Here is a 24,282-nt window from a genome sequence, read left to right as displayed (position 1 = left end):
TTGCGGCAGCATTTTTGTCATACTAGGTACTATGAAAATTGTACTGTCACAAACCATGGGGTATTGCAAGGGTGTTTCCCGTGCACTCGATATGGCCCAGAAAGCCATTGAGGACGCTCGAGAGGCAGGCTTGCCAGTATACTCCTTGGGGAAATTGATTCATAACAAGCAAGTCTGCAACCAATTCGCCCAAGAAGGATTGGTTGAGATTAACGGCCCTGCCGGCCAGCAAAAAGGCGTGGTGGTGCTCAGGGCGCATGGCATCGGAGATGCCTTACGTTCTGAATTCCTGGATGCCGGATACCACGTGGTCGATGCCACGTGTCCGGTGGTCAAGCGAAATCTCCACCATATTGCACGATATGCCCCGAATCACAGCATCCTGATTGTAGGGCATGCCAAGCACCCTGAATCGACGGCCATGCAGGGCGTGTGTATCGATCAGAAGGTGATAGCCAGCAGGCTTATCACCGGTCTTCAAGATGTAGGCGAACCTGAAGAAGGGGTTTCCTATGCTGTATTTGTACAGACCACGTTCGACCAGAGCCTTTGGACGCAAATCAAGCAAGCACTTTCTGTTTGGCAGGATACTGGCACTACGGTCCTATTCGCCAACGAAATCTGCCCCAGCTCGGTGAACCGTAGGACTGCACTCATTGAACTGGCAAGTCAGTGTGATGGGGTTGTCGTAATCGGCGGAAAGGATAGCGCAAATACAAGAGCGCTGTACTCCTTGGTTCTGGAGATGGGAAAGAAAGCTTGGCACATCGAAGATGAAACAGAAATCACAAACGAAATGTACCAGTGTGCTATACTGGGTATCACAGCGGGTGCATCCACGCCGCATTCTCTGGTAGAGAGAATTGTAGGTGCACTGCAACAGGAGTAATGATGGCAACAGACAACCGTGGCATTCCTATCCCTACCATCAAGCGTTTTCCTTCCTACCTCCGCCTTTTGAAAGGCTATCGTGATGAGGGGATGGAAATGGTATCGGCTACCATGCTCGCCGACGAGCTTGGCCTTAAACCGATCCAAGTCCGCAAGGATATTTCCTGTACGGGAATAGAAGGCAAACCCAAGGTGGGGTTTACCGTTGTTAAGCTTATCGACGCAATCATCCACACCCTTGGTTGGGATAACGCCACCGATGCCGTTCTTATCGGGGCGGGCCATCTAGGTTCAGCCCTTGCCCGGTATGAGGGCTTTGAAACCTATGGTCTCAAAATTGTGGCTGCTTTCGACATCGACCAGCACAAGTGGGGTGCAAAGCTTGGGGAGGTTCCCGTCTATCCTCTTACCCAGCTGAAGCAGTACCTCGAAGAGAATCGTGTAAACATCGGCGTCATTGCCGTTCCTGCGGTGCAGGCCCAAGAAGTAGCTGAGAAGCTGGTGGAGTGTGGGATTCTTGCCATTTGGAACTTTGCACCCAAGGATTTGAAGCTTCCTATGCGGGTTGTTGTACAGCGTACCGATCTGGCAACAAGCTTTGCCGTGCTTTCTGCCAAGGTGAAGCGAAAAATGGTAAAGGAAGATTTGCTCGAAGAAGATGACGAGTGGTAAATCAACTGCATAAAGTATGGGGTATCATGACGATACCCCATAATAATGTGAAAATAATTATATTAAAATTATAATAACATAAATAATATACCAAATAAATACCTTATAGATAGAATAAAGTTCCATTTTCCTAAGAATCATTGACTTGGAAGGGTGTTCGCAGTACGATTGAGCCCAACAATAGGTTATGAGGTTGTAGCAATGGAAAAATTGGTTGTAGAACTGTGTTTGGGAAGTTCCTGCTTTGCGCGTGGCAATTCGCAAACCCTGCAAGCCTTGGAGGCATATCTCAAAGAGGAAGGTCTCGCTGATCGCGTTGCATTGGTTGGGCACTTATGCCTTGGCAATTGTGCAAAGGGACCGAACCTGAGAATTGGCAGCGAAACCTACAGCGGACTCGATACTGCAAGCGTGCTTGCCCTCATCAGGACGCAGTTGCTTGGCGGGGAGGAGAGAGCGTGATCCATCCCATCTATACCGAGCTTACTGAATGTCGGGACTGCTATAAATGCGTTCGCGGCTGCCCGGTAAAAGCCATACAAGTCAAGGATGGTTCTGCTGTGGTTGTGAAGGACCGCTGCATTTACTGCGGCCACTGTGTCGATATTTGTCCTTCTCATGCAAAGAAAATCCGCAACGACCTAGCCCGCGTCAGACAGTTTCTCATCAGTGGGAGGAAGATATATTGCAGTCTTGCCCCCTCTGCCGCCAGTGAATTCCCCGAGGGTGTCGATGCCTTGGTTCTCGCCTTGGAGCGTCTTGGGTTTACCGCTGTCAGCGAGACGGCTCTGGGAGCGGCTTTGGTCAATGAGTCGATAGAAGAATATGCCAAGGAGCATGACGGCACGTGTTCCTGGATTTCCACTGCCTGTCCTACCGTTGTCCAGAATATAAAGAAATATCATCCCTCCCTGGTCCCTGCCTTGAGCAAGGTTCCCTCCCCGCTCCAATGCCATAGCGCATACCTCAGAAAGCTCTATGGCCAGGATATCGGAGTGGTATTCGTCGGTCCTTGCATTGCAAAGAAAGTAGAGGCTGATGAAACACCCGGATACCCTGATTTCGCACTGACCTTCGAGGAGCTGCGTACTTGGTTGAAGCTTGAGAGCCTTGATCTGAGTCTGCTTGCAGAGCAGATTGAGGCTGATCCTTCCTTGGTTCCCCCGTTTGTACCGTGCAAGGCCGGTAAATCCACCCTCTATCCGATTGAAGGTGGCATGATAGCCTCCCTTAGCTGGGGAAGCGATCCTTTCCAGACCAAGGCTGTCGCCATCAGCGGTTCCACCCAGGTGGTGGGCACCCTCGAAGGGATGGAAAAGGGCCAGCGCAATTCGGATTTCTTGGAATTGCTCTTTTGTGAGGGAGGCTGCATCAACGGGCCAGGTTGTGAGAAAGGCCGTTCTTCGGCAGCGAAGAAGGGCTGTTCCTCCCGATATACCCGCAGCCGTATCACCGATGATGCTCCTGTATTTGCCGGAGACCGGGCGTTTGTTTCCACCCTGCTCGAACAGGGCTATGCCTTGATTGAGAAACCTGGAAGCGTTGCGATGAACCCACCGGTTTCCAGCTTTGTTTCGGTACATAGTGAGGCTCAAATCGAACGGGCATTGAAGAGTCTGGGCAAACGCGATAAGGCTGAGGAGCTGAACTGCGGAGGTTGTGGTTACAACAGCTGCCGTGAGATGGCCATCGCCTACCTCGATGGAATGGCCGAGCCGGAAATGTGTGTCACTAAAATGCGCAAGGAAGCGCAGAGCAAAATCGATGTGTTGCTCAGAACCATCCCGATCGGGGTGGTCATCGTTGATGATCAGCTTCGAATCGTCGATTGCAACAATAGTTTCCTCAAGCTTTTTGGCGACATCGACTTCTCCATCGAAGGAGACCTGCTTACTCTGGTGGGCGGGCTTCCTCTGGAGCGCTTTGTTCCCTTCCATGAGAAGTTCAAGGACCAATTTGCCAATCCTCGCGCCCAGCAGTATCGCTTGCATTATCAGGACAAGTTTCTGAAGGTGACCTTCTTCTCCGTGGAGAAGCAGCACTTGGTAGGAGCGTTGTTTGAGGATATCACCACCCCTACTGTTCGCAGGGAGACGGTGATCAAGAAAGCCGAGGATGTCATCCAGAAGAGTTTGGAAACCGTACAGCAGATCGCCAGCCTGCTCGGCGAGAATGCCGCCGAGACAGAAATAATGCTCAATAGTCTCATTGACGCCTTCAAGGTTCCCGGCAATGGCCAGAGCGATGGTTTTACCAAGGAAGAGCCATGAACGACCTCTTCATCGATGTAGACTATGCTCAAATTTACAAGGATGGGCAAAAGATTGGGGGGGATGTGTTTCTGCTCTCCCGCAATCCTGAGAACAACCAAATTGTGTGTACGCTCAGTGATGGGTTGGGAAGCGGGGTCAAAGCCAATGTATTGGCCAGCCTGACCGCCCGCATGGCTCACAAATTGAGTTTCAGCCCGATGGATCTCACTCATTCTGCACGCATCATCATGAATACGCTGCCGGTATGCAAAGAACGGAAGATCAGTTACGCAACCTTCACCATTGCAGACCTCAGGATGGTTGGCAATGACCAAGTTGCCATGAACCTGGTGGAGTACGACAACCCAAGCGCCTTGGTGTTCCAAGGTGAAAGGAGCGTACAGTGGGATGTCGAGCACATCGACCTTCAGCGTGACGGAGCCTTTAAGAAAGAGGTGCTGGGGCATTCTGTGCTCAACCTGCCCATCGGCAGCCGATTGGTGATTTTCAGTGACGGAGTCACCCAAGCCGGTATGGGAAAGTCCCTTCCGTTGGGTTGGCGCCTGGATGGAGTTCGCGAATTCACCCATGCACAGATTGAGGCGAATCCCGATATCTCCAGCCATGAATTGGCTCAGGCCATTGTTTGTCGGGCACACAGCCTGGACCGCCTCAGTGCGAAGGACGACATTACCTGCATGGTAGTCTATGTACGCAGACCCAGACGGACGTTGGTGGTGACCGGTCCTCCGTTCACCAAGGAACATGATGAGCAGCTGGTCCAGAAAATTAGGGACTTCGAAGGCAAAAAGATCGTCAGCGGCGGGACGACGGCCCAGATTGTGAGCCGCCTCCTGCAAAAGCCCTTGAAGGTGGACATGAGCTGTTGGTCGCCTCAGGTACCGCCTTGCTCGATGATGGAGGGTATCGACCTCGTTACCGAGGGCATGCTCACCCTAAGCAAGGTGGCCACTGCCTTGGAACAGAAGAAACCGGTCCGTTCGATGGCCAATGACGCAGTGAAAAAATTTGTCCAGGTCATGCAGGATAGCGATCAGGTTCACTTTATTGTAGGAACGAAGATCAATGAGGCCCATCAGGATCCAAGCATCCCGGTGGAAATAGGTATCAGAAGAAACCTGATAGGCAGACTTCGCAAGGCATTGGAAGACGTCTATCTGAAAGAGACCTCACAAGAATATATCTGAGAGAGGAGATGAATATGGGAAAGAAAGAGAAAGTACATGTACAGATTTGTGTAGGAACCGCCTGTTTTGTGCAGGGAGGTGCTGACTTGCTCTTATATAATGATTTCTTGGACCCTGCGGTACTCTGCAGTTGCGAGATTGAGGGCGTGAGCTGCCTTGGCGGTTGCAAGGATGCCCAGTCCAAGGACCGTCCTCCCTATGTTCGGATCGGTGAGAAAGTCTATGGCAGTGTGAACCAGGAGAAGCTGTGCAAACTGCTTGCGGAGGCGACACGTGCTTGAACTCAACAACCAATATACGCTGATGAAGCGTCAGGTTCATGCAGAGGTTCTTAAGGAGTTCTTTGCAGGGACACTGAAAGAAAATGTCGACAAACTTCCCATCAGGATCATTCCCAAACAGAGGGTTCCCAACCGATGCTGCATCTACAAGGAGCGGGCAATGGTCCGCTACCGGATCATGGCGTTGCTGGGTATCAACATCGAGACCGAGGACGACGAGCTGAAAAATCTCTCGGAGTATGTGCAGGAAGTGATGGAGGCGGACAAGCCTGCCGCTCCGATTCTGACTACCATCAGCACAGCCTGCTCTTCCTGTCCGCCGGACCGCTATTTGATCAGCGATGCCTGCAGGGGTTGCTTTGCAAGACCCTGTCTGGCTAACTGTCCGAAGGATTGCATTACCTTCAGCGGAGGGCAAGCCCATATCGATGAGAGTCGATGCATCCGTTGCGGCAAGTGCAAGGAGGTCTGCCCCTTTCACGCTGTGGTGCATATTCCTGTCCCCTGCGAAGAAGCTTGCCCGGTCAATGCGGTGAAGAAGAACGCAGAGGGCTATGTGGAGATTGATTACAAACTGTGTATCAGCTGCGGTCGATGTGCGATGAGCTGCCCGTTCGGAGCCATTGTCGAGCGCTCCTCTTTGATTCCTGTGGTCAAGATGCTTGAGAGATCTGAGCATGTCACCGCCCTGATCGCCCCTGCAATTGAAGGCCAATTTCCCGGTACCCTGGCTCAAATCAAGGCAGCGTTGCTCAGCGCCGGCTTCTCTTCTGTAATGGAAGTCAGCGAGGGAGCCGAGACGACGAGTTTGCATGAGGCGGCTGAACTGGCTCAGCGCAAAGGAAAGGGTGAAGGGTTTATGACGACCAGCTGCTGTCCTGCCTACATGGAGTTGGTGGACAAGCATCTGCCGTTCCTCAAGGAACGACGATCATGTGCTCTCTCTCCCATGGGCTATGCAGCGTTGAAGGCAAAGGAGGCAAATCCCCAAACAAGGAATGTCTTCATCGGTCCCTGCCTGGCCAAGAAAGTGGAAGCCGTAAGGCTGGATACCATAGATGGGGTAATTACCTTCAGTGAGCTTGCATCCCTGTTCATTGCCAAGAATATCGATGTAAGGGAGATGGAAGGAGCAGACCTCGGGGATACCGCTTCTTTTGAGGACTGCAGGCAGTTTGCTCTTTCCGGCGGGGTTGCTTCGTGTGTGCTCAGCCGCTTTGAGTCGAATCACGAGGTGCAGGTGCTTCCTATCAATGGTGTTGACAAGAAAATGTTCAGGACGATGAAAATATGGGAGAAACGCCCGGCCGAAGCCGACTTGGTCGAGGTTATGTGCTGCGAAGGCGGTTGCATCAACGGCCCGGGTGTGGTAGTAAAACCCTCGGTGGCTATGAAGCTCCGTGGTGGGAATAAAGCTGCCACCCCGGTGAAAGCCATGCGGTCCATTTTGTAGAATAAGGAGCGTATCGTATGATGTTGCATAGCGATGATGCACTGCTTGACCAGCTTGCAGCCCTGATCGCCGATGGGGACGGTACAGAGCTTAGACGATATTGTCATCTGTCCAATGCTTCGGCTCTGCTTGCCCAAAGGCTGAGTGACATCAACTGGGTTGGGTTTTACTTGACTGATGCTTCAGGACAGGCTCTGGTGCTCGGTCCATTCCAAGGCAAGGTGGCTTGTACCGACATCCCCTTTTCCAAAGGGGTGTGCGGGTTGTGTGCACGTACCGCACAGAGCGTGCGCGTCGATGACGTGCATGCTTTTGCCGGGCATATTGCCTGTGATGGTGCAAGCAACAGTGAACTAGTCGTCCCCCTTATCGACACTCAAGGAAAGGTGGTGGGAGTGTTGGATGTCGACAGTCCCTTTCTCTCTCGTTTTACCATAGAGGATCAGAATCTTCTTGAGAAAGCAGCTCTGATCATCTCGCGGTTGTTTGACTCTTGACTATTTTTTGCATTGTAAGCATTCTATCAAGTAAGGCAATGAGAAAGACGAGTAGTCGATAGCGGAGCCACAGAGAGGATTCCCTTGGTTGAGAGGAATCCGGCAAGCGCCCGATGAACACCCCTTTTGAGCCGCATACCGAACGGGAAACTTAGTAGATTATGCCGTACACCTGGCGATACAGGTAAATTGAGCGTCCTTTTCGGTGGTGAAGAATCGGAAAGGGAAGCAAGGTGGAACCGCGGAACATGAGAGCCCTCATGTCTTCGTCCTTGCCGGATGCGGATGATGCCGTACCGGAGAGGGAAGGCATGAAGGCTTTTTTTGTTGGTATATACGAGGAGTTGGTATGGCAAAGGAAGATGCAGGAGAGAAACTCTCCAGAATTAGGCACTCGATGGCGCATGTCATGGCGGAAGCTGTGTTGCAAATGTTTCCTTCAGCACAGATAACGATTGGTCCTGCGATTGACAATGGCTTCTATTATGATTTCGATCTGCCCAGGCAGTTGGTGAACGATGATCTTGAAGAAATAGCTGCTCGCATGAAGGCTATCATCGCCGAAGGAAAGCCGTTTGTTCGTACGGTGGTAAGCCGGGCCGAGGCTCGGAAGCAGTTTGCAGACCAAACCTATAAACTCGAATTGCTTGACGCGATTGCTGAGGGTGAGGAAGTCTCTTTGTACAGCCAGGGCGGTTTTACCGATCTCTGCCGAGGTCCCCATGTGGAGTCGACCAAGGAGCTTAAGGCTGACGCTTTCAAGCTGATGAGTATTGCAGGTGCCTACTGGCGCGGCAAGGAAACCAATCCGATGCTTACCCGCATCTATGGAACTGCATGGGCTAATGCCAAGGACCTGAGGTTGTACCTGCAGCACCTGGAGGATGTGGAGAAGCGAGACCACCGCAAGCTTGGCAAGGAGCTTGATCTGTTCAGCCTGCATGAGGAGGCCGGTCCCGGTCTTGTCTACTGGCATCCGATGGGAGCCCGTATCCGTCAGTCAATCGAGAATTTTTGGCGAAGTGAGCACTATGCCAACGGATACGAGATGGTGTACACCCCTCATATCGGGCGTTCATGGTTATGGGAGACCAGCGGCCACTTGGATTTCTACAAGGATGGTATGTACCCTCCGATGGAGATGGACAAGAGCGATTACTATGTGAAGCCGATGAACTGCCCGTTCCATATTATGATCTACAAGAACAGCAAGCATTCCTATAGGGACCTGCCGTGTCGTTGGGCTGAGCTCGGCACAGTGTATCGATATGAGAAGGCTGGAGCCATGCACGGTCTGATGCGGGTTCGTGGATTCACTCAGGATGATGCTCACCTCTTTGTCACCCCCGATCAGATGAATGATGAGATTCTTGAAGTGTTGCGGTTCTCACTGCACATGCTTCATTCATTCGGTTTCACCGAGATTAACGCCTACCTTTCCACCAAACCGGAAAAGTCCGTCGGCGATCCGGCTCGTTGGGCTGCTGCGACTGAAGCCTTGAGACAAGCCATTGTCGCTGAGGGGTTGTCTTACGAAATCGATGAGGGCGGCGGAGCTTTCTATGGACCGAAAATCGACCTTAAGATCAAGGACGCAATCGGTCGTGAATGGCAGCTCTCCACCGTACAGTTTGACTTCAATGAGCCCGAGCGCTTCGATATGACCTTCGTGGACAAGGATGGTGTCGAAAAGCGCCCGTACATGATTCACCGTGCTCTTCTTGGTTCCATTGAACGGTTCTTCGGGGTGCTGATCGAGCACTATGCCGGAGCTTTCCCGCCGTGGTTGTCCCCCGAGCAGATCAAGCTCATCCCGGTCGGGGAGAATTTCTTCGACTATGCGAAGGACTTGGAAAAACGACTGCGCAAGGAAGGTTTCCGAGTTTCTGCCGACCTTGGCGATGACCGCATGAACGCCAAGATCCGCAATGCCCAGCAGCTGAAAATTCCCTACATGGTGATTATCGGTGAACGGGAGGCTCAGAACGACCAAGTATCGGTAAGACTGAGAACAGGCAAGCAGGAGAACGGTCTTTCCACCCAGGCCTTCATCGAGATGGTGAAGCAGAAGGTGGAGAGCAAGGAACAGCTGTAAATGTAAAGAGAGCCGGAGTAATCCGGCTCTCAATCTCTAGGAGGACATATGAAACAACAACAAGCCTTTGCACGACTACAGGCGCTGGACCGTCATTTGGTGATGCTTGAACATATTGGTGCAGCCTTGCAATGGGACCAGGAGACTGTTCTCAGCGCCAGGGCGGTAGAAGAACGCTCGGTTCAGCTCGGATGGCTCGCCCAGCAGTCCCATGCTGTTGCAAGCGGGGAAGAGATGGGTCAGTTGCTCTCTGCTCTGGATGAAAAATCGGCGGAATCGGACTTTGAGAAGGCTCTGATCAGGGTTCGCAGGAAAGAGTATGAAAGAAAACGTCGCATGCCTTCAGATTTGGTGCGTGCAATTACCGAACAGTCGTCCAAAGCCCATCAGAGCTGGGTTGAAGCCCGCAAAGCCAGTGATTTCAAACTCTTTTCCAAGGACTTTGCCACCATGGTGGATTTGGTGAGGGAGAAGGCCTCCTGCCTGGCCGATGAGGGAGATTCGCTGTACGATGCTCTTCTCTGTGAGTTCGAGGAGGGGATGACCACTGCTGAGGTATCCTCCCTGTTTGATTCCATCAAGAAGCCGCTCTCGGATATGGTGCAGACGTATGCAGCGAAAGAAGTGGATGCTTCCTTTCTGTATCAAAGCTATGCGATTGAAGGCCAACAGGCGTTTGCAAATCAGGTTCTTGCTGATATGGGTTTTGATTTTACCCGAGGTTGTGCAGCTGTTTCGGTACATCCGTTCACCACTACCATAGCAGCAGATGATATCCGAATCACTACACGCTATACCGATCCGAGTGTCATGGACAGCTTTGCTTCCTCCGTGCATGAGGGGGGGCATGCTTTGTATGAGATGGGTGCCTCAAGCGGAAAACTCAAAGGTACAAGTCTTTCTGGTGGAGCGTCCCATGGGATGCATGAATCACAGAGCCGACTCTGGGAGAACATGATTTCCAAGAGCCCTGAGTTTTGGCAGCGGTATTACCCCCGATTCCAGGAAATTTTCCCTTCTCAGACTGCCGATGTAAGCCTTGAAAGGTTTGTTAAGGCTGTCAACAAGGTGGGAAAGACCTGTATACGGGTGAATGCTGATGAAATGAGTTATAGTTTGCATATCTTCCTTCGCTTCGGCTTGGAGCAGGATATTCTAGCCCGACGGATTGCCATAGATGATATTCCCCAGGCGTGGGACGAACAGTTTGCCATCCTATTTGGTTTCAAGCCTCCGACGGTAGCGCAAGGGGTTTTGCAGGATGTGCATTGGAGCAGTGGTGATTTTGGCTACTTTCCTACGTATGCGTTGGGGAATCTTTACGGGGCACAGATTTGGGATCATATGCAGGGCTCACTTGGGTTGCAACCTAATGATGTGGAAGGCATAAGCTCATACCTGAAGTCGTCCATTTATGAAAAGGGTGCCTTGCAAACGGGGCGGCTGACAGCACAAAGCGTAACCGGAAAAGCTCTTGACGCAACAGTCTACACAAGCTACCTTGAAAACAAATTCAGCCGGTTGTTCGGCTAACCAGAGGTCTTCATGAATATTCCGAATAAGCTTACGGTATCACGGCTGATTATGGCTCCCCTGTTTTTCATTGCATTTCATTTGGGCAGTTGGTTTGGGTCAGACTTTCAAAGCCTTTCTTCCATTCTTACCCTCATTCTGTGGGCTCTGACCGAGCTGACCGATCTCTTGGACGGCCAAATTGCCCGACGCAGGAATCTGGTGACTGACTTGGGCAAAGTGATGGATCCGTTTGCCGATACGTTCTCCCGTTTGACGTACTTTGTATGCTTGTCCGGTGCCGGTGTCATGCCGCTTTGGACTTTCATCCTGATTATGTGGAGGGAATTTTCCATCCTGTTTGTACGGATGTTGATGATGGGGAAAGGCAAGCCGGTGGCTGCAAACCTGTGGGGCAAGAGCAAGGCAGTACTGTATGCCATCAGCGGGGCCTTGGGAATTCTCTACATTGCATTGGGCAACTGGTTTTCTGACGCCTCTTTTATGGAAGGGGCTTCCATTGGTCTGTATGTGATTTTCGTTCTGGCGGCACTATCCTCGGTCATGTCCTTCCTCACCTATGTGAAGGCGATTATCCGTGATGGCAGCCTTTCGACGATGACCCGGTAAGGATAACAGTATGCAGAGTGTGAAAAATCTCAGCCAAGACGAGGCCAAAAAGGTCTCGTTCTTGCTTACCGATGTTGATGATACGATTACTACCGAAGGTAAGCTAAGACCGGTTGCCCTGGAGGCTTTGTATGCCCTGCAAGAGGCAGGCATTCGGACCATTTGTGTAACCGGGGGCTCTGCGGGGTGGGGTGATACCTACCTCAGGCAGTGGCCGGTTGAAGCGGTGCTGAGTGAGAGCGGGGCGGTTTGCCTCTATCGCAAGGATGGTGCCATCCGCCACTATGTGCACCCTTCCATTGTACAGGAAGGGTATGCGGTACGCAAAGCTGCCTTGATTGAAAAGGTGCTTTCTTGTGTTCCGTTCTCAAAGCTTTCCAGCGACCAGTTTGCACGATTGTTCGACATTGCTTTCGATCATGGCAGTGAGCCTCCCTATTTGGATGCACAACAGATTGCCAAGGTTGTTGAGGTTTGTAAGGATTTCGGCGCAGGGACTGCGGTAAGTTCGATTCATGTGAATGCTTGGTTCGGATTCTTTGATAAATTCCGGGGTACGAAAGCGTTTTTTGCCGATGTTCTGGGTCTTTCGGAAGAAATGATGATCGAGCGATGCTGTTATTGCGGTGATGCGCCCAACGATCAGGTGATGTTTTCTCACTTTCCGTTAAGTTTTGGAGTTGGAAACATTAAAAAGCATGTTCGTTCCATGCAAGTGCTTCCTCAGTATGCTTCTGATGCTGAAGGCGGAGCAGGTTTCTCTGAGATTGTGCATGAGCTTTTGAGGAAACGGGCAAATTAAATGTAGAAATAGTTGCAGGGGATGCTTGACACTAGAAGGCGTCTTTTGTTATGTTATCGGAGCACGCTGAACGACACCAAGTCGCCAGCGGTCGTTTTTTGACAGACATATGAGAGAAGAGAAGAGAAGATAAAACACGAGATGATTGCCTATTGGCCGTTGATCGAGTGTGTGGAAGCTGTAAGGGCTTCCCAGTCAATTACCTAAGAAGAAATGATGAACGGTAGTATAAAAGCTACGTTCGTTTGCGAGGAATGACAGGGCGAACTATTGAAGAAATAGAGCCCGCCCCTTCGGGGGCGGGATTCCTATGACGGAGAGTTTGATCCTGGCTCAGAACGAACGCTGGCGGCGCGTTTTAAGCATGCAAGTCGAGCGGCAAGGGCCTTCGGGCCCCTAGAGCGGCGGACGGGTGAGTAACACGTGGACAATCTGCCCCCCGGTCCGGGATAGCCCAGGGAAACCTGGATTAATACCGGATGAGACGGGACCCGCGAGGGCGGGATCCGGGAAAGGCGCTACGGCGCCGCCGGGGGATGAGTCTGCGTCCCATTAGCTAGACGGCGGGGTAACGGCCCACCGTGGCGTCGATGGGTAGCCGGCCTGAGAGGGTGAACGGCCACATTGGAACTGAGACACGGTCCAGACTCCTACGGGAGGCAGCAGCTAAGAATCTTCCGCAATGGGCGAAAGCCTGACGGAGCGACGCCGCGTGAACGAAGAAGGCCGTGAGGTTGTAAAGTTCTTTTCGGGAGGGGGAACAACCGTGGCAGGGAATGGCCGCGGGATGACGTGAATCCCGGAATAAGCCCCGGCTAACTACGTGCCAGCAGCCGCGGTAACACGTAGGGGGCGAGCGTTGTTCGGAATCATTGGGCGTAAAGGGCGTGCAGGCGGTCCTGCAAGTCCGGCGTGAAATACCCCGGCCCAACCGGGGGGACGCGCTGGAAACTGCAGGGCTTGAGTACAGGAGGGGATGCCGGAATTCCAGGTGTAGGGGTGAAATCTGTAGATATCTGGAAGAACACCAATGGCGAAGGCAGGCATCTGGCCATGTACTGACGCTGAGACGCGAAGGTGCGGGGAGCAAACAGGTTTAGATACCCTGGTAGTCCGCACAGTAAACGATGTGCACCAGGTGGCGGGGGGTCGACCCCCGGTACCGTAGCTAACGCATTAAGTGCACCGCCTGGGGAGTATGCTCGCAAGGGTGAAACTCAAAGGAATTGACGGGGGCCCGCACAAGCGGTGGAGCATGTGGTTTAATTCGATGGTACGCGAGGAACCTTACCAGGGCTTGACATACGTTGGAAGCGCACCGAAAGGTGCGTGCCGCTTGCGGCCGGCGTACAGGTGCCGCATGGCTGTCGTCAGCTCGTGCTGTGAAGTGTTGGGTTAAGTCCCGCAACGAGCGCAACCCCTGCTGTCTGTTGCCACCACGTGAAGGTGGGGACTCAGGCGGAACTGCCGGTGACAAACCGGAGGAAGGTGGGGACGACGTCAAGTCATCATGGCCCTTATGTCCTGGGCTACACACGTGCTACAATGGCCGGTACAGAGCGCAGCGAGGCCGCGAGGCGGAGCGAATCGCTTAAAGCCGGTCCCAGTACGGATTGGAGTCTGCAACCCGACTCCATGAAGTTGGAATCGCTAGTAATCGCGCATCAGCATGGCGCGGTGAATACGTTCCCGGGCCTTGTACACACCGCCCGTCACACCATCCGAGTCGGGGGTACCCGAAGTCGCCAGCCCAACCCGCAAGGGGGGGCGGTTCCGAAGGTACGTCCGGTGAGGGGGGTGAAGTCGTAACAAGGTAGCCGTACCGGAAGGTGCGGCTGGATCACCTCCTTTCTGAGAAGAAAGGCTGGCGGCGGCTCTCACAGCCGCAGCCGTCAACGGTCGTCGACCAGCAGGTGCAAGTCCTGCAACAAAGTGCCCTTCAGTTTCCAATCAACTCTTCTCTTCTCTGATATTTCTGTTAACCGGGACTGTAGCTCAGGTGGTTAGAGCGCGTGCCTGATAAGCACGAGGTCATAAGTTCAAGTCTTATCAGTCCCATCTTCAGTTGCGTTGGCAACTGGTTTTTTTACAGAGCATTTGCGAATAGAGCAAGTCAATATAGCGCAGGGATTGGAAGAATGATATGGTCAAGTGAATAAGGGTCCACGGAGGATGCCTAGGAGCTGCCAGGCGAAGAAGGACGCGATAAGCTGCGATAAGCCGCGGGAAGGGGCCAATACCCGATGATCCGCGGATTTCCGAATGGGGTAACCCGTATGTCTGGATGACATGCACATGCAGGTGAATCAATAGCCTGCATGGGAGATACGCTGGGGAGTGAACCATCTAAGTACCAGCGGGAGTAGAAATCAATTGAGATTCCCCCAGTAGCGGCGAGCGAACGGGGAGGAGCCCAAACCGCGTGCCTTCGGGTGCGCGGGGTTGTAGGGATGCGGCGGGGGCTTGCCCCGTGCAGTCAGAAACTGCAAGTGTAGCGGAACGGTCCTGGGAAGGCCGGCCAGAGCGGGTGAAAGCCCCGTACGCGAAACGCTTGCAGCTGCATGGCCGCGTTACCTGAGTACGGCGGGACACGAGAAATCCTGCCGGAAACTGGGGGGACCACCCTCCAAGGCTAAATACTCGGCAGCTACCGATAGCGCATAGTACCGTGAGGGAAAGGTGAAAAGGACCCCGGGAGGGGAGTGAAAGAGAACCTGAAACCGTGGACCTGCAAGCGGTCAGAGCCCGAGAGGGTGATGGCGTGCCTTTTGTAGAATGAGCCTGCGAGTTACCGTATGCGGCAAGGTTAAGGGATGGGAGTCCCGGAGCCGCAGGGAAACCGAGTCTGAACAGGGCGTTCAGTCGCGTGCGGTAGACCCGAAGCCAAGTGATCTAGCCATGGCCAGGCTGAAGCAGGAGTGGAATCCTGTGGAGGGCCGAACCTAAATCCGCTGAAAAGGGTTGGGATGAGCTGTGGCTCGGAGCGAAAGACTAAACAAACTTGGAGATAGCTGGTACTCTCCGAAATAGCTTTAGGGCTAGCGTCGCATGGACTGTCGCGGAGGTAGAGCACTGGATAGGTGAGGGCCCGTCACTGGGTACCGAGCTTAACCAAACTCCGAATACCGCGATACAATGTGCGGCAGTCAGACGGCGACTGATAAGGGCCGTCGTCAAGAGGGAAACAGCCCGGACCGCCGGCTAAGGTCCCAAAGTCGTGCTGAGTGGGAAAGGAAGTATGATTGCACAGACAGCCAGGAGGTTGGCTCAGAAGCAGCCACCCCTTCAAAGAGTGCGTAACAGCTCACTGGTCGAGTAGTCATGCGCCGATAATGTAACGGGGCTAAGCACGGCACCGAAGCCGCGGGACAGCAGCAATGCTGTCGGTAGGAGAGCATTCCGTGTACGGAAGAAGCGGGGGCGGGAGCGCCCGTGGACGGGACGGAAGAGAGAATGCAGGCATGAGTAACGAAAAGACGGGTGAGATCCCCGTCCGCCGAAAGCCTAAGGTTTCCAGGGTAAAGTCAATCTACCCAAGGGTCAGTCGGCCCCTAAGGCGAGGGCGAGAGCCGTAGCCGATGGGAAGCGGGTCAACATTCCCGCACCTCCCAGGGTTCCGATGGGATGACGCATAGGGCGAAACGCAGCCGGGCGACGGTAGTCCCGGCCGAAACGGCGAGCCGACGAGGCCCCCAGGCAAATCCGGGGGCCGAGGCGAGCCGCGAGCGAGCTGCATCACGGTGCAGCGAAGTGCGCGTAGTCGTCGTGCCGAGAAATAATCCCTAAGGAACGGCCCTGGGGGACCGTACTACAAACCGACACAGGTGGGCGAGCTGAGAATGCACAGGCGCACGGAAGAATTCGCGTTAAGGAACTCGGCAAAATGCATACGTAACTTCGGGATAAGTATGGCCCCCGCAAGGGGGTTGCAGAGAAACGGCCCATGCGACTGTTTACCAAAAACACAGGTCCATGCGAACCGGCAACGGGAAGTATATGGACTGACACCTGCCCGGTGCTGGAAGGTCAAGAGGAGTTGTCAGAGCGATCGAAGCAGCGAATCCAAGCCCCAGTAAACGGCGGCCGTAACTATAACGGTCCTAAGGTAGCGAAATTCCTTGTCGGGTAAGTTCCGACCCGCACGAATGGTGTAACGATATGGGCGCTGTCTCAACGCGAAATCCGGTGAAATTGAAGTCCAGGTGAAGATGCCTGGTACCCGTGGTTAGACGGAAAGACCCCGTGAACCTTTACTTCAACTTGGCATGGAGACTTGGGCAGGGATGTGTAGGATAGGTGGGAGGCCGCGAGGCGTGGGCGTCAGCCTGCGCGGAGCCGTCGGTGAAATACCACCCTTGCCTGTCCAATTTTCTAACCGCTGCCGTCATCCGGCAGCGGGACAGTGCCAGGCGGGAAGTTTGACTGGGGCGGTCGCCTCCAAAAGAGTAACGGAGGCGCGCGAAGGTCACCTTAGGATGGTTGGGAATCATCCGGCAAGTGTAAAGGCACAAGGTGGCTTGACTGCGAGGCAAACAAGCCGAGCAGGTACGAAAGTAGGTCTTAGTGATCTGGCGGTTGCGAGTGGAAGCGCCGTCACTTAACGGATAAAAGGTACTCCGGGGATAACAGGCTGATCTTGCCCAAGAGTTCATATCGACGGCAAGGTTTGGCACCTCGATGTCGGCTCATCGCATCCTGGGGCTGGAGCAGGTCCCAAGGGTTTGGCTGTTCGCCAATTAAAGCGGTACGCGAGCTGGGTTCAGAACGTCGTGAGACAGTTCGGTCCCTATCTGCCATGGGCGTTGGATGTTTGAGGGGTTCTGCTTTTAGTACGAGAGGACCGAAGTGGACGAACCTCTGGTGTACCGGTTGTCGTGCCAACGGCAGCTGCCGGGTAGCTACGTTCGGAAGGGATAACCGCTGAAAGCATCTAAGCGGGAAGCCCTCCCCAAGATGAGACATCCCACCCGCACAAGCGGGCGCAAGGAAACAGGGAGACTACCTGTTCGATAGGCCGGGGGTGCAAGCGCGGCAACGCGTTCAGCCCACCGGTACTAATCATCCGAGAGGCTTGACCATATCATTATTCCAGTCCCGTGGGCTGCCAAGGCCGGTCGTGCGAGTTATCTCGCGCTCCCAGGCGTTGGCCGGCCCGGTGGCCACAGCAGGGTGGACACACCCGTTCCCATCCCGAACACGGAAGTTAAGCACCCTCACGCCGATGGTACTACGGTTAGCCGTGGGAGAGTAGGTAGCCGCCGGGCCTCTTTTTTTTTCCTTCCTTGTTTTTTGTTCTTCCAGTCTTTACGGGCTGCCAAGGCCGGTCGTGCGAGATTCTCGCGCTCCCAGGCGTTGGTCAGGTCCGGTGGCCACAGCAGGGTGGACACACCCGTTCCCATCCCGAACACGGAAGTTAAGCACCCTCACGCCGATGGTACTACGGTTAGCCGTGGGAGAGTAGGTAGCCGCCGGACCTTTTCTTTTTTCCTGTCTTGTTGAGCTTTCTTTGACGTTGCCCACATTGGATGATACCATGGGTATACTACGTACAAGAAAGAGAGGTCCTTTCATGATTACCGCACAAGACACCGACATTCTGAAGCAGATTCTACCCAAAATTGATTACACCGCTGCATTGGTTCCCGATGCAGGAAAAGATGCCGTGCGCAAAGCCTGTGAAACAGCAAAGCAGTATAAGTTTGCCACAGTGTGCGTGTATCCTACTTGGACCAAGTATGCCAGCACGCTCATGGAGGGAACGGGCATCGGCATCCTCATTGCAGTCGGATTTCCTCATGGGTCAACCAATACGGAGGGCAAGGTAAGTGAAGCCCGGCAAATCTGCATGGATGGGGCAACAGAAATTGATATGGTGATCAACATTGCACGCCTCATTGAAGGGGATTATGCATATGTTGAGTCCGATATCCGCCGGGTGGTTGAAACTGCCAGGGAGTATGGAGTCGGGGTCAAGACAATTCTGGAAACCGGATATCTTTCTGATGAACAAAAACGAACAGCCATTGAGATTGCCATTCGTGCAGGAGCCGAGTATATCAAGACCTGTACCGGCTTCGGACCGGGTAAGGCCAGCATCCATGACATCATGCTCATAAGCGAAGTCTCCCAAGGCAGGATCAAGGTGAAGGCAAGCGGTGGGGTCGCAAGTTTGGAAGACCAGTGGGAGTTCATCAAACTAGGAGCAAGCCGGGTTGCAGGTAGGGGCAACATTGTAGAGCAACTGCAGCAAATCGGTGTATTTGGGGCCCTTTGAGAACAGTATGACCACCGGTAGACGATTTCTCTGGTACAAAGGTCTGAAGGACCTCATGCTCATCTATCCTGTCTATACCTTGCTCTTTTCTGCAGCAGGTCTTTCATTGTCCGAAATATCTTTTTTGCTGGCTTTATGGTCGGCTCCGGTGGTTATGCTGGAATTGCCCAGTGGGGTTCTTGCCGATCGTTGGAGCAGAAAGCATATGATTCTCCTCGCCTGCTTGCTGAAAGCAGGCTGTTTCATTTTTTGGGCAGCAAATCCATCCTTTCTCTTCTTTGCCTTGGGATTCCTGTGTTGGGGAGTAAGTGAGGCATTTAGTTCTGGAGCGGAGGAAGCTTTGTTGTTCGAAAACCTGCAAAGCAAGGGGATGGAAACCCAATTCGGGCGAATATACGGACAGGCTATGGCTGCAAGCGGAATTGCCGTTTCCCTGTCTTGCTTTTTCGGAGGGTACCTCTCCCAAGCAGTAGGGTATCGGAGTGTGGTGTTGTTCTCATTGCTAGGCAGCTTGCTTACCTTCATGGTTGCTTTGGGCTTTAAGGATGTGAAGGTGCCTCATCAGCGAAACCAGCCTTCTTTTGCAATGATACGGGAAGCTTTCAAACATCTCGTGAAAAAGAGGGAAGTCTTGGTACTATCGGCCTTGCTGGTCATTCCACTTTCCCTTGCAGACATGCTTGATGAATACGACGCACTGATTGCTGCCTCGTATCAGGTACCCCTGGCCTGTATCGGAATCTGGGTGGGCGGGCGATACCTTTTGCAGGCCCTTGGTGCTGCATTGGCCGGGAGAATGAGTCGGTATATACCCAATGCAGCACGCCTGCTCAGTCTTCTTGCCGGTCTACTCCTGTTGCTGAGCAGTCTGTTTCGTTCACCCTTCCTTCTAGGTTTTTACTTTCTCTTCTACTTCCTGCTTTCAGCAGCCGCTGTGATCGGGGAGAATCAGATCCAGTTGAGCATTGGGCAGCAGGGAAGGGCGACTGTCCAATCGCTGATCAGCTTGGCAACCAATCTTCACGCCCTGCTTGTGTTCTCCTTGCTGGCATTGCTTCCTTCCCTCTTGGCCGTCATGCTCGTAGTTGCTCTGTATTGCCTTGTCAGCAGTGCTGCCATCGGCCTGTGCATGGATTTTCATTTGCATAACCATGCAACGAAGGTGTAGAACATTTTCCCTGATCGGCAATTTTCATTGTATACTTTTCATCGAGTAAAAAAAGAAGGTAGCAATGATCGCTCAAGACAAAAAGAATCTCTGGATGTATCCACTCGGAACAGTCGGCCGGGATATGGTGTATACCTTGTTCACCAACTATATTCTCACCTTCATTCTCTTCACGAGAACCCTCAGCGCCGCCCATCTGACTGCCATCACCGCAATCATGATCGCAGCACGGGTGTTTGATGCATTGAACGACCCGATTATGGGAAACATCATTGAGCGTACACGTACGAGATGGGGCAAGTTCAAACCTTGGCTTTTGCTGGGAATCCTGTCCACGTCCCTGGTTGTGTATGCTGCCTTCAACAATACATTGCAAGGTTGGCCGTTTGTTTGGTTTTTCGGCGGTATCTACTTCTTATACAGCATCACCTATACCATGCACGACATTGCCTTCTGGGGCATGGTTCCCGCCCTCTCTTCCGATGGCCATTCACGCAACCAGTTCACTTCAAGGGCAACCCTGTTCGCCGGTATCGGGGGAACGCTTGCCGCCATCCTTATTCCCATGTTTACCACTGGCTCGAGTGCCATCGGGGGCAACACCGCTACGGCTTATGGCATGGTTGCTTTGGTGATTTGTATTCTCTCTCCGCTTTTTGTAGGCTTTACGCTCTTCGGAGTCAGGGAAAACCGAAGCGACATGGCCATTCCAGCGACAAAAATCAGTCTCAAGATGATACTGAAGACAATTGTCAACAACGATCAGCTTCTCTGGATTTCCTTGATTTTTCTCATCCAGCAGGTGGGAAATGGCATTGTTCTGGGTGGTGTTGGTTCAACGTATATCTATTTTGAATTCGGCTACAGCGGGGGACTCTATTCCTTGTTCACGACGGTAGGCATGTCGGCAACAGCTTTTCTGATGATTTTCTATCCAATGATTTCAAAGAAGATTCCTAGAAAGAAGTTGATGACCATCATGCAGATTGTTTCCGCGGTAGGCTACGTGATCATGCTTGCCTGTGGTTTGCTGATGAGCCCGGTCATGTCGAAGTTTTTCATTATCACCATCGGATACATGTTTGCGAACTTCGGGCAATACTGCTTCTATCTCATTATGATGATATCGATCATCAATACGGTTGAGTACAATGAATACAAATTCGGCACAAGAAATGAGGCGATTATTACTTCGCTCAGGCCATTTCTGACAAAGCTTGGCAGTGCACTCATTGTAGGCATAACCTCCGTCACCTACATTACGTTTGGCATAACCGGGTTTACAAACCGTATTTCTGAGATGGAAAATCAGGCAGCGAGAATGCTGATCACGGAAACCGATAAACTTTCCTTGATCGATACGATTCTTTTAGAGGTGCAGAACAGCCAGACGAAGGGGCTTCTTGTTGTATTCACCGTACTTCCGCTGGTCTTGATGTTCCTCTCGTATTGCATCTACCGAAAGAAATACCAACTCGATGAAACTGAATATGACAGGATCTGTGCTGCATTGGCGGAAAGGAAAGATGTAAAGTGATGAAGTTCGTCCTTGGTGTTGCAAGCCCGATGAAAGCCCTTGAAAGCTACGACCGTTATTTGTTCATCGGTCCCCATCCTGATGATATTGAGATTGGGGCCGGCGCGACTGCCGCCAAACTGGTAAAACGCGGAAAAACTGTTGCTTTCGTCATTGCCTTGGATGGCCGCTATGGGCTTGAGAATGCACCTGCGGGTACTACAAGCGAAGCATTGATTGAAATTCGCAAGAGGGAGGCGACAGCTTGTGCAGCGGAGCTGGGGGTCGATTCTGTTACATTCCTCGGTCTTTGTGATGGTGCGCAGTATGAACAAAAGGATCTGGTTCGCGCTCTTGCAAAAGCAATCGGGGACTTTGGTCCGGAGGTGGTGTTTGCTCCCGATCCCTGCCTGAGCAGTGAGTGCCATCAAGACCACCTGAATGTGGGAGAGGCTGCTAGACAGCTCGCGTTCTTTGCCCCCTTGACGGAAATAATGCAGCAGTTTGGTGCGAAGTCCGCCCCTGTTGCAGCCCTTGCATATTACTATACTGCGCGGCCAAACACGTATGTGCGAACCCATGGATTCCAAGCGCAGCAGCGTAGGGCACTCTTTGGATATCACCTCAGTCAATTTCCTTATCAGAGTTCGCAGGCAAAATCTCTTGAACAGTATCTGAAACTGCGCTCTTTTTTTTCTGGATTGCATAGATTGTGTTTGCATGCGGAGGGTTTTAGAATGCTCGACCGTACAAGAATGCACTGTGTCACCGAAGAGGGCCGATGAAACTGGCTCAATAGTTGGGGACATGCACGCTATGGAAATGGGCAAAATCAGGCCCAGAACCGTTATTTCACAAAAAACGATGAATTTTTTAAAAGCTACTGGACAGAGAAGTGGAAAGCCCGTATAGTGCCTTCTTGTCGGCTGGTAAAGCCGAGGCGGGAAAAAGAGGAAAAGGGAAGAAAGCCCTTGACTGAAGTGACCCAAATCGGGTAAGTTGGTCGAGCGCCTCCGAGAGGGGGAGCGGGAAGCAGGCTGGTGCCGGCTATCCCTGGATTATTGAAACAACGAGCGTTAGGGAAGGGAAAGAGAAAGAGAAGGAAGCAACCGCGAGGGGCTTCCCAGTCAATTACCTAAGAAAGAAATGATGAACGGTAGTATAAAAGCTACGTTCGTTTGCGAGGAATGACAGGGCGAACTATTGAAGGAATAGAGCCCGCTCCTTCGGGGGCGGGATTCCTATGACGGAGAGTTTGATCCTGGCTCAGAACGAACGCTGGCGGCGCGTTTTAAGCATGCAAGTCGAGCGGCAAGGGCCTTCGGGCCCCTAGAGCGGCGGACGGGTGAGTAACACGTGGACAATCTGCCCCCCGGTCCGGGATAGCCCAGGGAAACCTGGATTAATACCGGATGAGACGGGACCCGCGAGGGCGGGATCCGGGAAAGGCGCTACGGCGCCGCCGGGGGATGAGTCTGCGTCCCATTAGCTAGACGGCGGGGTAACGGCCCACCGTGGCGTCGATGGGTAGCCGGCCTGAGAGGGTGAACGGCCACATTGGAACTGAGACACGGTCCAGACTCCTACGGGAGGCAGCAGCTAAGAATCTTCCGCAATGGGCGAAAGCCTGACGGAGCGACGCCGCGTGAACGAAGAAGGCCGTGAGGTTGTAAAGTTCTTTTCGGGAGGGGGAACAACCGTGGCAGGGAATGGCCGCGGGATGACGTGAATCCCGGAATAAGCCCCGGCTAACTACGTGCCAGCAGCCGCGGTAACACGTAGGGGGCGAGCGTTGTTCGGAATCATTGGGCGTAAAGGGCGTGCAGGCGGTCCTGCAAGTCCGGCGTGAAATACCCCGGCCCAACCGGGGGGACGCGCTGGAAACTGCAGGGCTTGAGTACAGGAGGGGATGCCGGAATTCCAGGTGTAGGGGTGAAATCTGTAGATATCTGGAAGAACACCAATGGCGAAGGCAGGCATCTGGCCATGTACTGACGCTGAGACGCGAAGGTGCGGGGAGCAAACAGGTTTAGATACCCTGGTAGTCCGCACAGTAAACGATGTGCACCAGGTGGCGGGGGGTCGACCCCCGGTACCGTAGCTAACGCATTAAGTGCACCGCCTGGGGAGTATGCTCGCAAGGGTGAAACTCAAAGGAATTGACGGGGGCCCGCACAAGCGGTGGAGCATGTGGTTTAATTCGATGGTACGCGAGGAACCTTACCAGGGCTTGACATACGCTGGAAGCGCACCGAAAGGTGCGTGCCGCTTGCGGCCGGCGTACAGGTGCTGCATGGCTGTCGTCAGCTCGTGCTGTGAAGTGTTGGGTTAAGTCCCGCAACGAGCGCAACCCCTGCTGTCTGTTGCCACCACGTGAAGGTGGGGACTCAGGCGGAACTGCCGGTGACAAACCGGAGGAAGGTGGGGACGACGTCAAGTCATCATGGCCCTTATGTCCTGGGCTACACACGTGCTACAATGGCCGGTACAGAGCGCAGCGAGGCCGCGAGGCGGAGCGAATCGCTTAAAGCCGGTCCCAGTACGGATTGGAGTCTGCAACCCGACTCCATGAAGTTGGAATCGCTAGTAATCGCGCATCAGCATGGCGCGGTGAATACGTTCCCGGGCCTTGTACACACCGCCCGTCACACCATCCGAGTCGGGGGTACCCGAAGTCGCCAGCCCAACCCGCAAGGGGGGGCGGTTCCGAAGGTACGTCCGGTGAGGGGGGTGAAGTCGTAACAAGGTAGCCGTACCGGAAGGTGCGGCTGGATCACCTCCTTTCTGAGAAGAAAGGCTGGCGGCGGCTCTCACAGCCGCAGCCGTCAACGGTCGTCGACCAGCAGGTGCAAGTCCTGCAACAAAGTGCCCCTCTAGGGTGCGGACTTCTCTTTTTCCTCCCTTCCCGTACGCCTTTTTGTTTTAGCCGGGGGCATAGCTCAGCTGGCTAGAGCATCGGCTTTGCAAGCCGAGGGTCAGGGGTTCGAATCCCCTTGCCTCCATGAGTCGGAAGGTTTTTTACAGTACAAGC

General features: G+C 53.2%; 16 protein-coding genes, 2 tRNA genes and 5 rRNA genes. All 23 read left to right on the top strand.

Annotated features, from left to right (window positions below; translation table 11 throughout):
* The first annotated feature begins 31 nt into the window (after positions 1-31).
* The 23 genes from ispH (at position 32) to SPIBUDDY_RS14545 (ending at position 24,253) form a co-directional block, all read left to right on the top strand.
* Positions 32-889, top strand: a complete 858-nt coding sequence (ispH, locus tag SPIBUDDY_RS14655) for a 4-hydroxy-3-methylbut-2-enyl diphosphate reductase (RefSeq protein WP_155816131.1) — start codon at positions 32-34, stop codon at positions 887-889.
* A 2-nt stretch (positions 890-891) separates the two neighbouring features.
* The gene (locus SPIBUDDY_RS14650) at positions 892-1,563 is read left to right on the top strand and encodes a redox-sensing transcriptional repressor Rex (protein ID WP_013608544.1); all 672 of its coding nucleotides are present in this window, start codon (positions 892-894) and stop codon (positions 1,561-1,563) included.
* Positions 1,564-1,764: 201 nt separating this feature from the next.
* A complete protein-coding gene (locus SPIBUDDY_RS14645) occupies positions 1,765-2,025 on the top strand; it encodes a (2Fe-2S) ferredoxin domain-containing protein (RefSeq protein WP_013608543.1) in 261 nt (86 codons plus the stop codon).
* Positions 2,022-3,833 carry a [Fe-Fe] hydrogenase large subunit C-terminal domain-containing protein gene (locus tag SPIBUDDY_RS14640; RefSeq protein WP_013608542.1) on the top strand — a complete coding sequence of 604 codons (1,812 nt, stop codon included), beginning with the start codon at positions 2,022-2,024 and terminating at the stop codon, positions 3,831-3,833. The genes SPIBUDDY_RS14645 and SPIBUDDY_RS14640 overlap by 4 nt, the downstream gene beginning before the upstream one ends.
* Complete coding sequence (locus SPIBUDDY_RS14635; RefSeq protein WP_013608541.1) at positions 3,830-5,023, top strand: SpoIIE family protein phosphatase; 1,194 nt, start codon at positions 3,830-3,832, stop codon at positions 5,021-5,023. Before SPIBUDDY_RS14640 ends, SPIBUDDY_RS14635 begins: the two co-directional genes overlap by 4 nt.
* 14 nt (positions 5,024-5,037) lie before the next feature.
* Entirely contained in the window at positions 5,038-5,304 is a 267-nt protein-coding gene (locus tag SPIBUDDY_RS14630) for an NAD(P)H-dependent oxidoreductase subunit E (protein ID WP_013608540.1), read from the top strand.
* On the top strand, positions 5,297-6,757 hold the full coding sequence (locus SPIBUDDY_RS14625) for a monomeric [FeFe] hydrogenase (protein WP_013608539.1): 1,461 nt from the start codon (positions 5,297-5,299) through the stop codon (positions 6,755-6,757). Before SPIBUDDY_RS14630 ends, SPIBUDDY_RS14625 begins: the two co-directional genes overlap by 8 nt.
* 17 nt (positions 6,758-6,774) lie before the next feature.
* The gene (locus SPIBUDDY_RS14620; protein ID WP_013608538.1) at positions 6,775-7,254 is read left to right on the top strand and encodes a GAF domain-containing protein; all 480 of its coding nucleotides are present in this window, start codon (positions 6,775-6,777) and stop codon (positions 7,252-7,254) included.
* 349 nt (positions 7,255-7,603) lie between these two features.
* Positions 7,604-9,349 carry a threonine--tRNA ligase gene (gene thrS / locus SPIBUDDY_RS14615; RefSeq protein WP_013608537.1) on the top strand — a complete coding sequence of 582 codons (1,746 nt, stop codon included), beginning with the start codon at positions 7,604-7,606 and terminating at the stop codon, positions 9,347-9,349.
* Positions 9,350-9,397: 48 nt separating this feature from the next.
* The gene (locus tag SPIBUDDY_RS14610; RefSeq protein ID WP_013608536.1) at positions 9,398-10,882 is read left to right on the top strand and encodes a gluzincin family metallopeptidase; all 1,485 of its coding nucleotides are present in this window, start codon (positions 9,398-9,400) and stop codon (positions 10,880-10,882) included.
* A 12-nt stretch (positions 10,883-10,894) separates the two neighbouring features.
* Complete coding sequence (gene pgsA, locus SPIBUDDY_RS14605; protein ID WP_013608535.1) at positions 10,895-11,491, top strand: CDP-diacylglycerol--glycerol-3-phosphate 3-phosphatidyltransferase; 597 nt, start codon at positions 10,895-10,897, stop codon at positions 11,489-11,491.
* A 10-nt stretch (positions 11,492-11,501) separates the two neighbouring features.
* Entirely contained in the window at positions 11,502-12,293 is a 792-nt protein-coding gene (locus SPIBUDDY_RS14600; protein WP_013608534.1) for an HAD-IIB family hydrolase, read from the top strand.
* Positions 12,294-12,603: 310 nt separating this feature from the next.
* Positions 12,604-14,144, top strand: a 16S ribosomal RNA gene (locus SPIBUDDY_RS14595).
* A 133-nt stretch (positions 14,145-14,277) separates the two neighbouring features.
* Positions 14,278-14,351 (top strand) — tRNA-Ile (locus SPIBUDDY_RS14590).
* An 87-nt stretch (positions 14,352-14,438) separates the two neighbouring features.
* Positions 14,439-17,372, top strand: a 23S ribosomal RNA gene (locus SPIBUDDY_RS14585).
* Between the two features lie 72 nt (positions 17,373-17,444).
* Positions 17,445-17,557 (top strand): 5S ribosomal RNA (gene rrf / locus SPIBUDDY_RS14580).
* 97 nt (positions 17,558-17,654) lie between these two features.
* Positions 17,655-17,767 (top strand): 5S ribosomal RNA (gene rrf / locus SPIBUDDY_RS14575).
* Together the 16S, 23S and 5S rRNA genes with 1 tRNA gene alongside form the textbook arrangement of a ribosomal RNA operon.
* Positions 17,768-17,862: 95 nt before the next feature.
* The gene (deoC, locus tag SPIBUDDY_RS16090) at positions 17,863-18,567 is read left to right on the top strand and encodes a deoxyribose-phosphate aldolase (RefSeq protein ID WP_013608533.1); all 705 of its coding nucleotides are present in this window, start codon (positions 17,863-17,865) and stop codon (positions 18,565-18,567) included.
* A gap of 7 nt (positions 18,568-18,574) precedes the next feature.
* Positions 18,575-19,735, top strand: a complete 1,161-nt coding sequence (locus tag SPIBUDDY_RS14565) for an MFS transporter (protein ID WP_013608532.1) — start codon at positions 18,575-18,577, stop codon at positions 19,733-19,735.
* Positions 19,736-19,799: 64 nt separating this feature from the next.
* Positions 19,800-21,272, top strand: a complete 1,473-nt coding sequence (locus SPIBUDDY_RS14560; protein ID WP_013608531.1) for an MFS transporter — start codon at positions 19,800-19,802, stop codon at positions 21,270-21,272.
* Positions 21,272-22,036: a PIG-L deacetylase family protein gene (locus tag SPIBUDDY_RS14555; protein ID WP_013608530.1), complete on the top strand. Its 765-nt coding sequence runs from the start codon at positions 21,272-21,274 to the stop codon at positions 22,034-22,036. The genes SPIBUDDY_RS14560 and SPIBUDDY_RS14555 overlap by 1 nt, the downstream gene beginning before the upstream one ends.
* A gap of 458 nt (positions 22,037-22,494) precedes the next feature.
* Positions 22,495-24,035, top strand: a 16S ribosomal RNA gene (locus tag SPIBUDDY_RS14550).
* Between the two features lie 144 nt (positions 24,036-24,179).
* Positions 24,180-24,253, top strand: a tRNA-Ala gene (locus SPIBUDDY_RS14545).
* The last annotated feature ends 29 nt before the right edge of the window (positions 24,254-24,282 follow it).

Origin of the sequence: Sphaerochaeta globosa str. Buddy, from assembly GCF_000190435.1 — a bacterium.
In the GTDB taxonomy this organism is placed as follows: Bacteria; Spirochaetota; Spirochaetia; order Sphaerochaetales; family Sphaerochaetaceae; genus Sphaerochaeta; species Sphaerochaeta globosa.
This window is presented reverse-complemented; position numbering and strand designations above follow the sequence as displayed.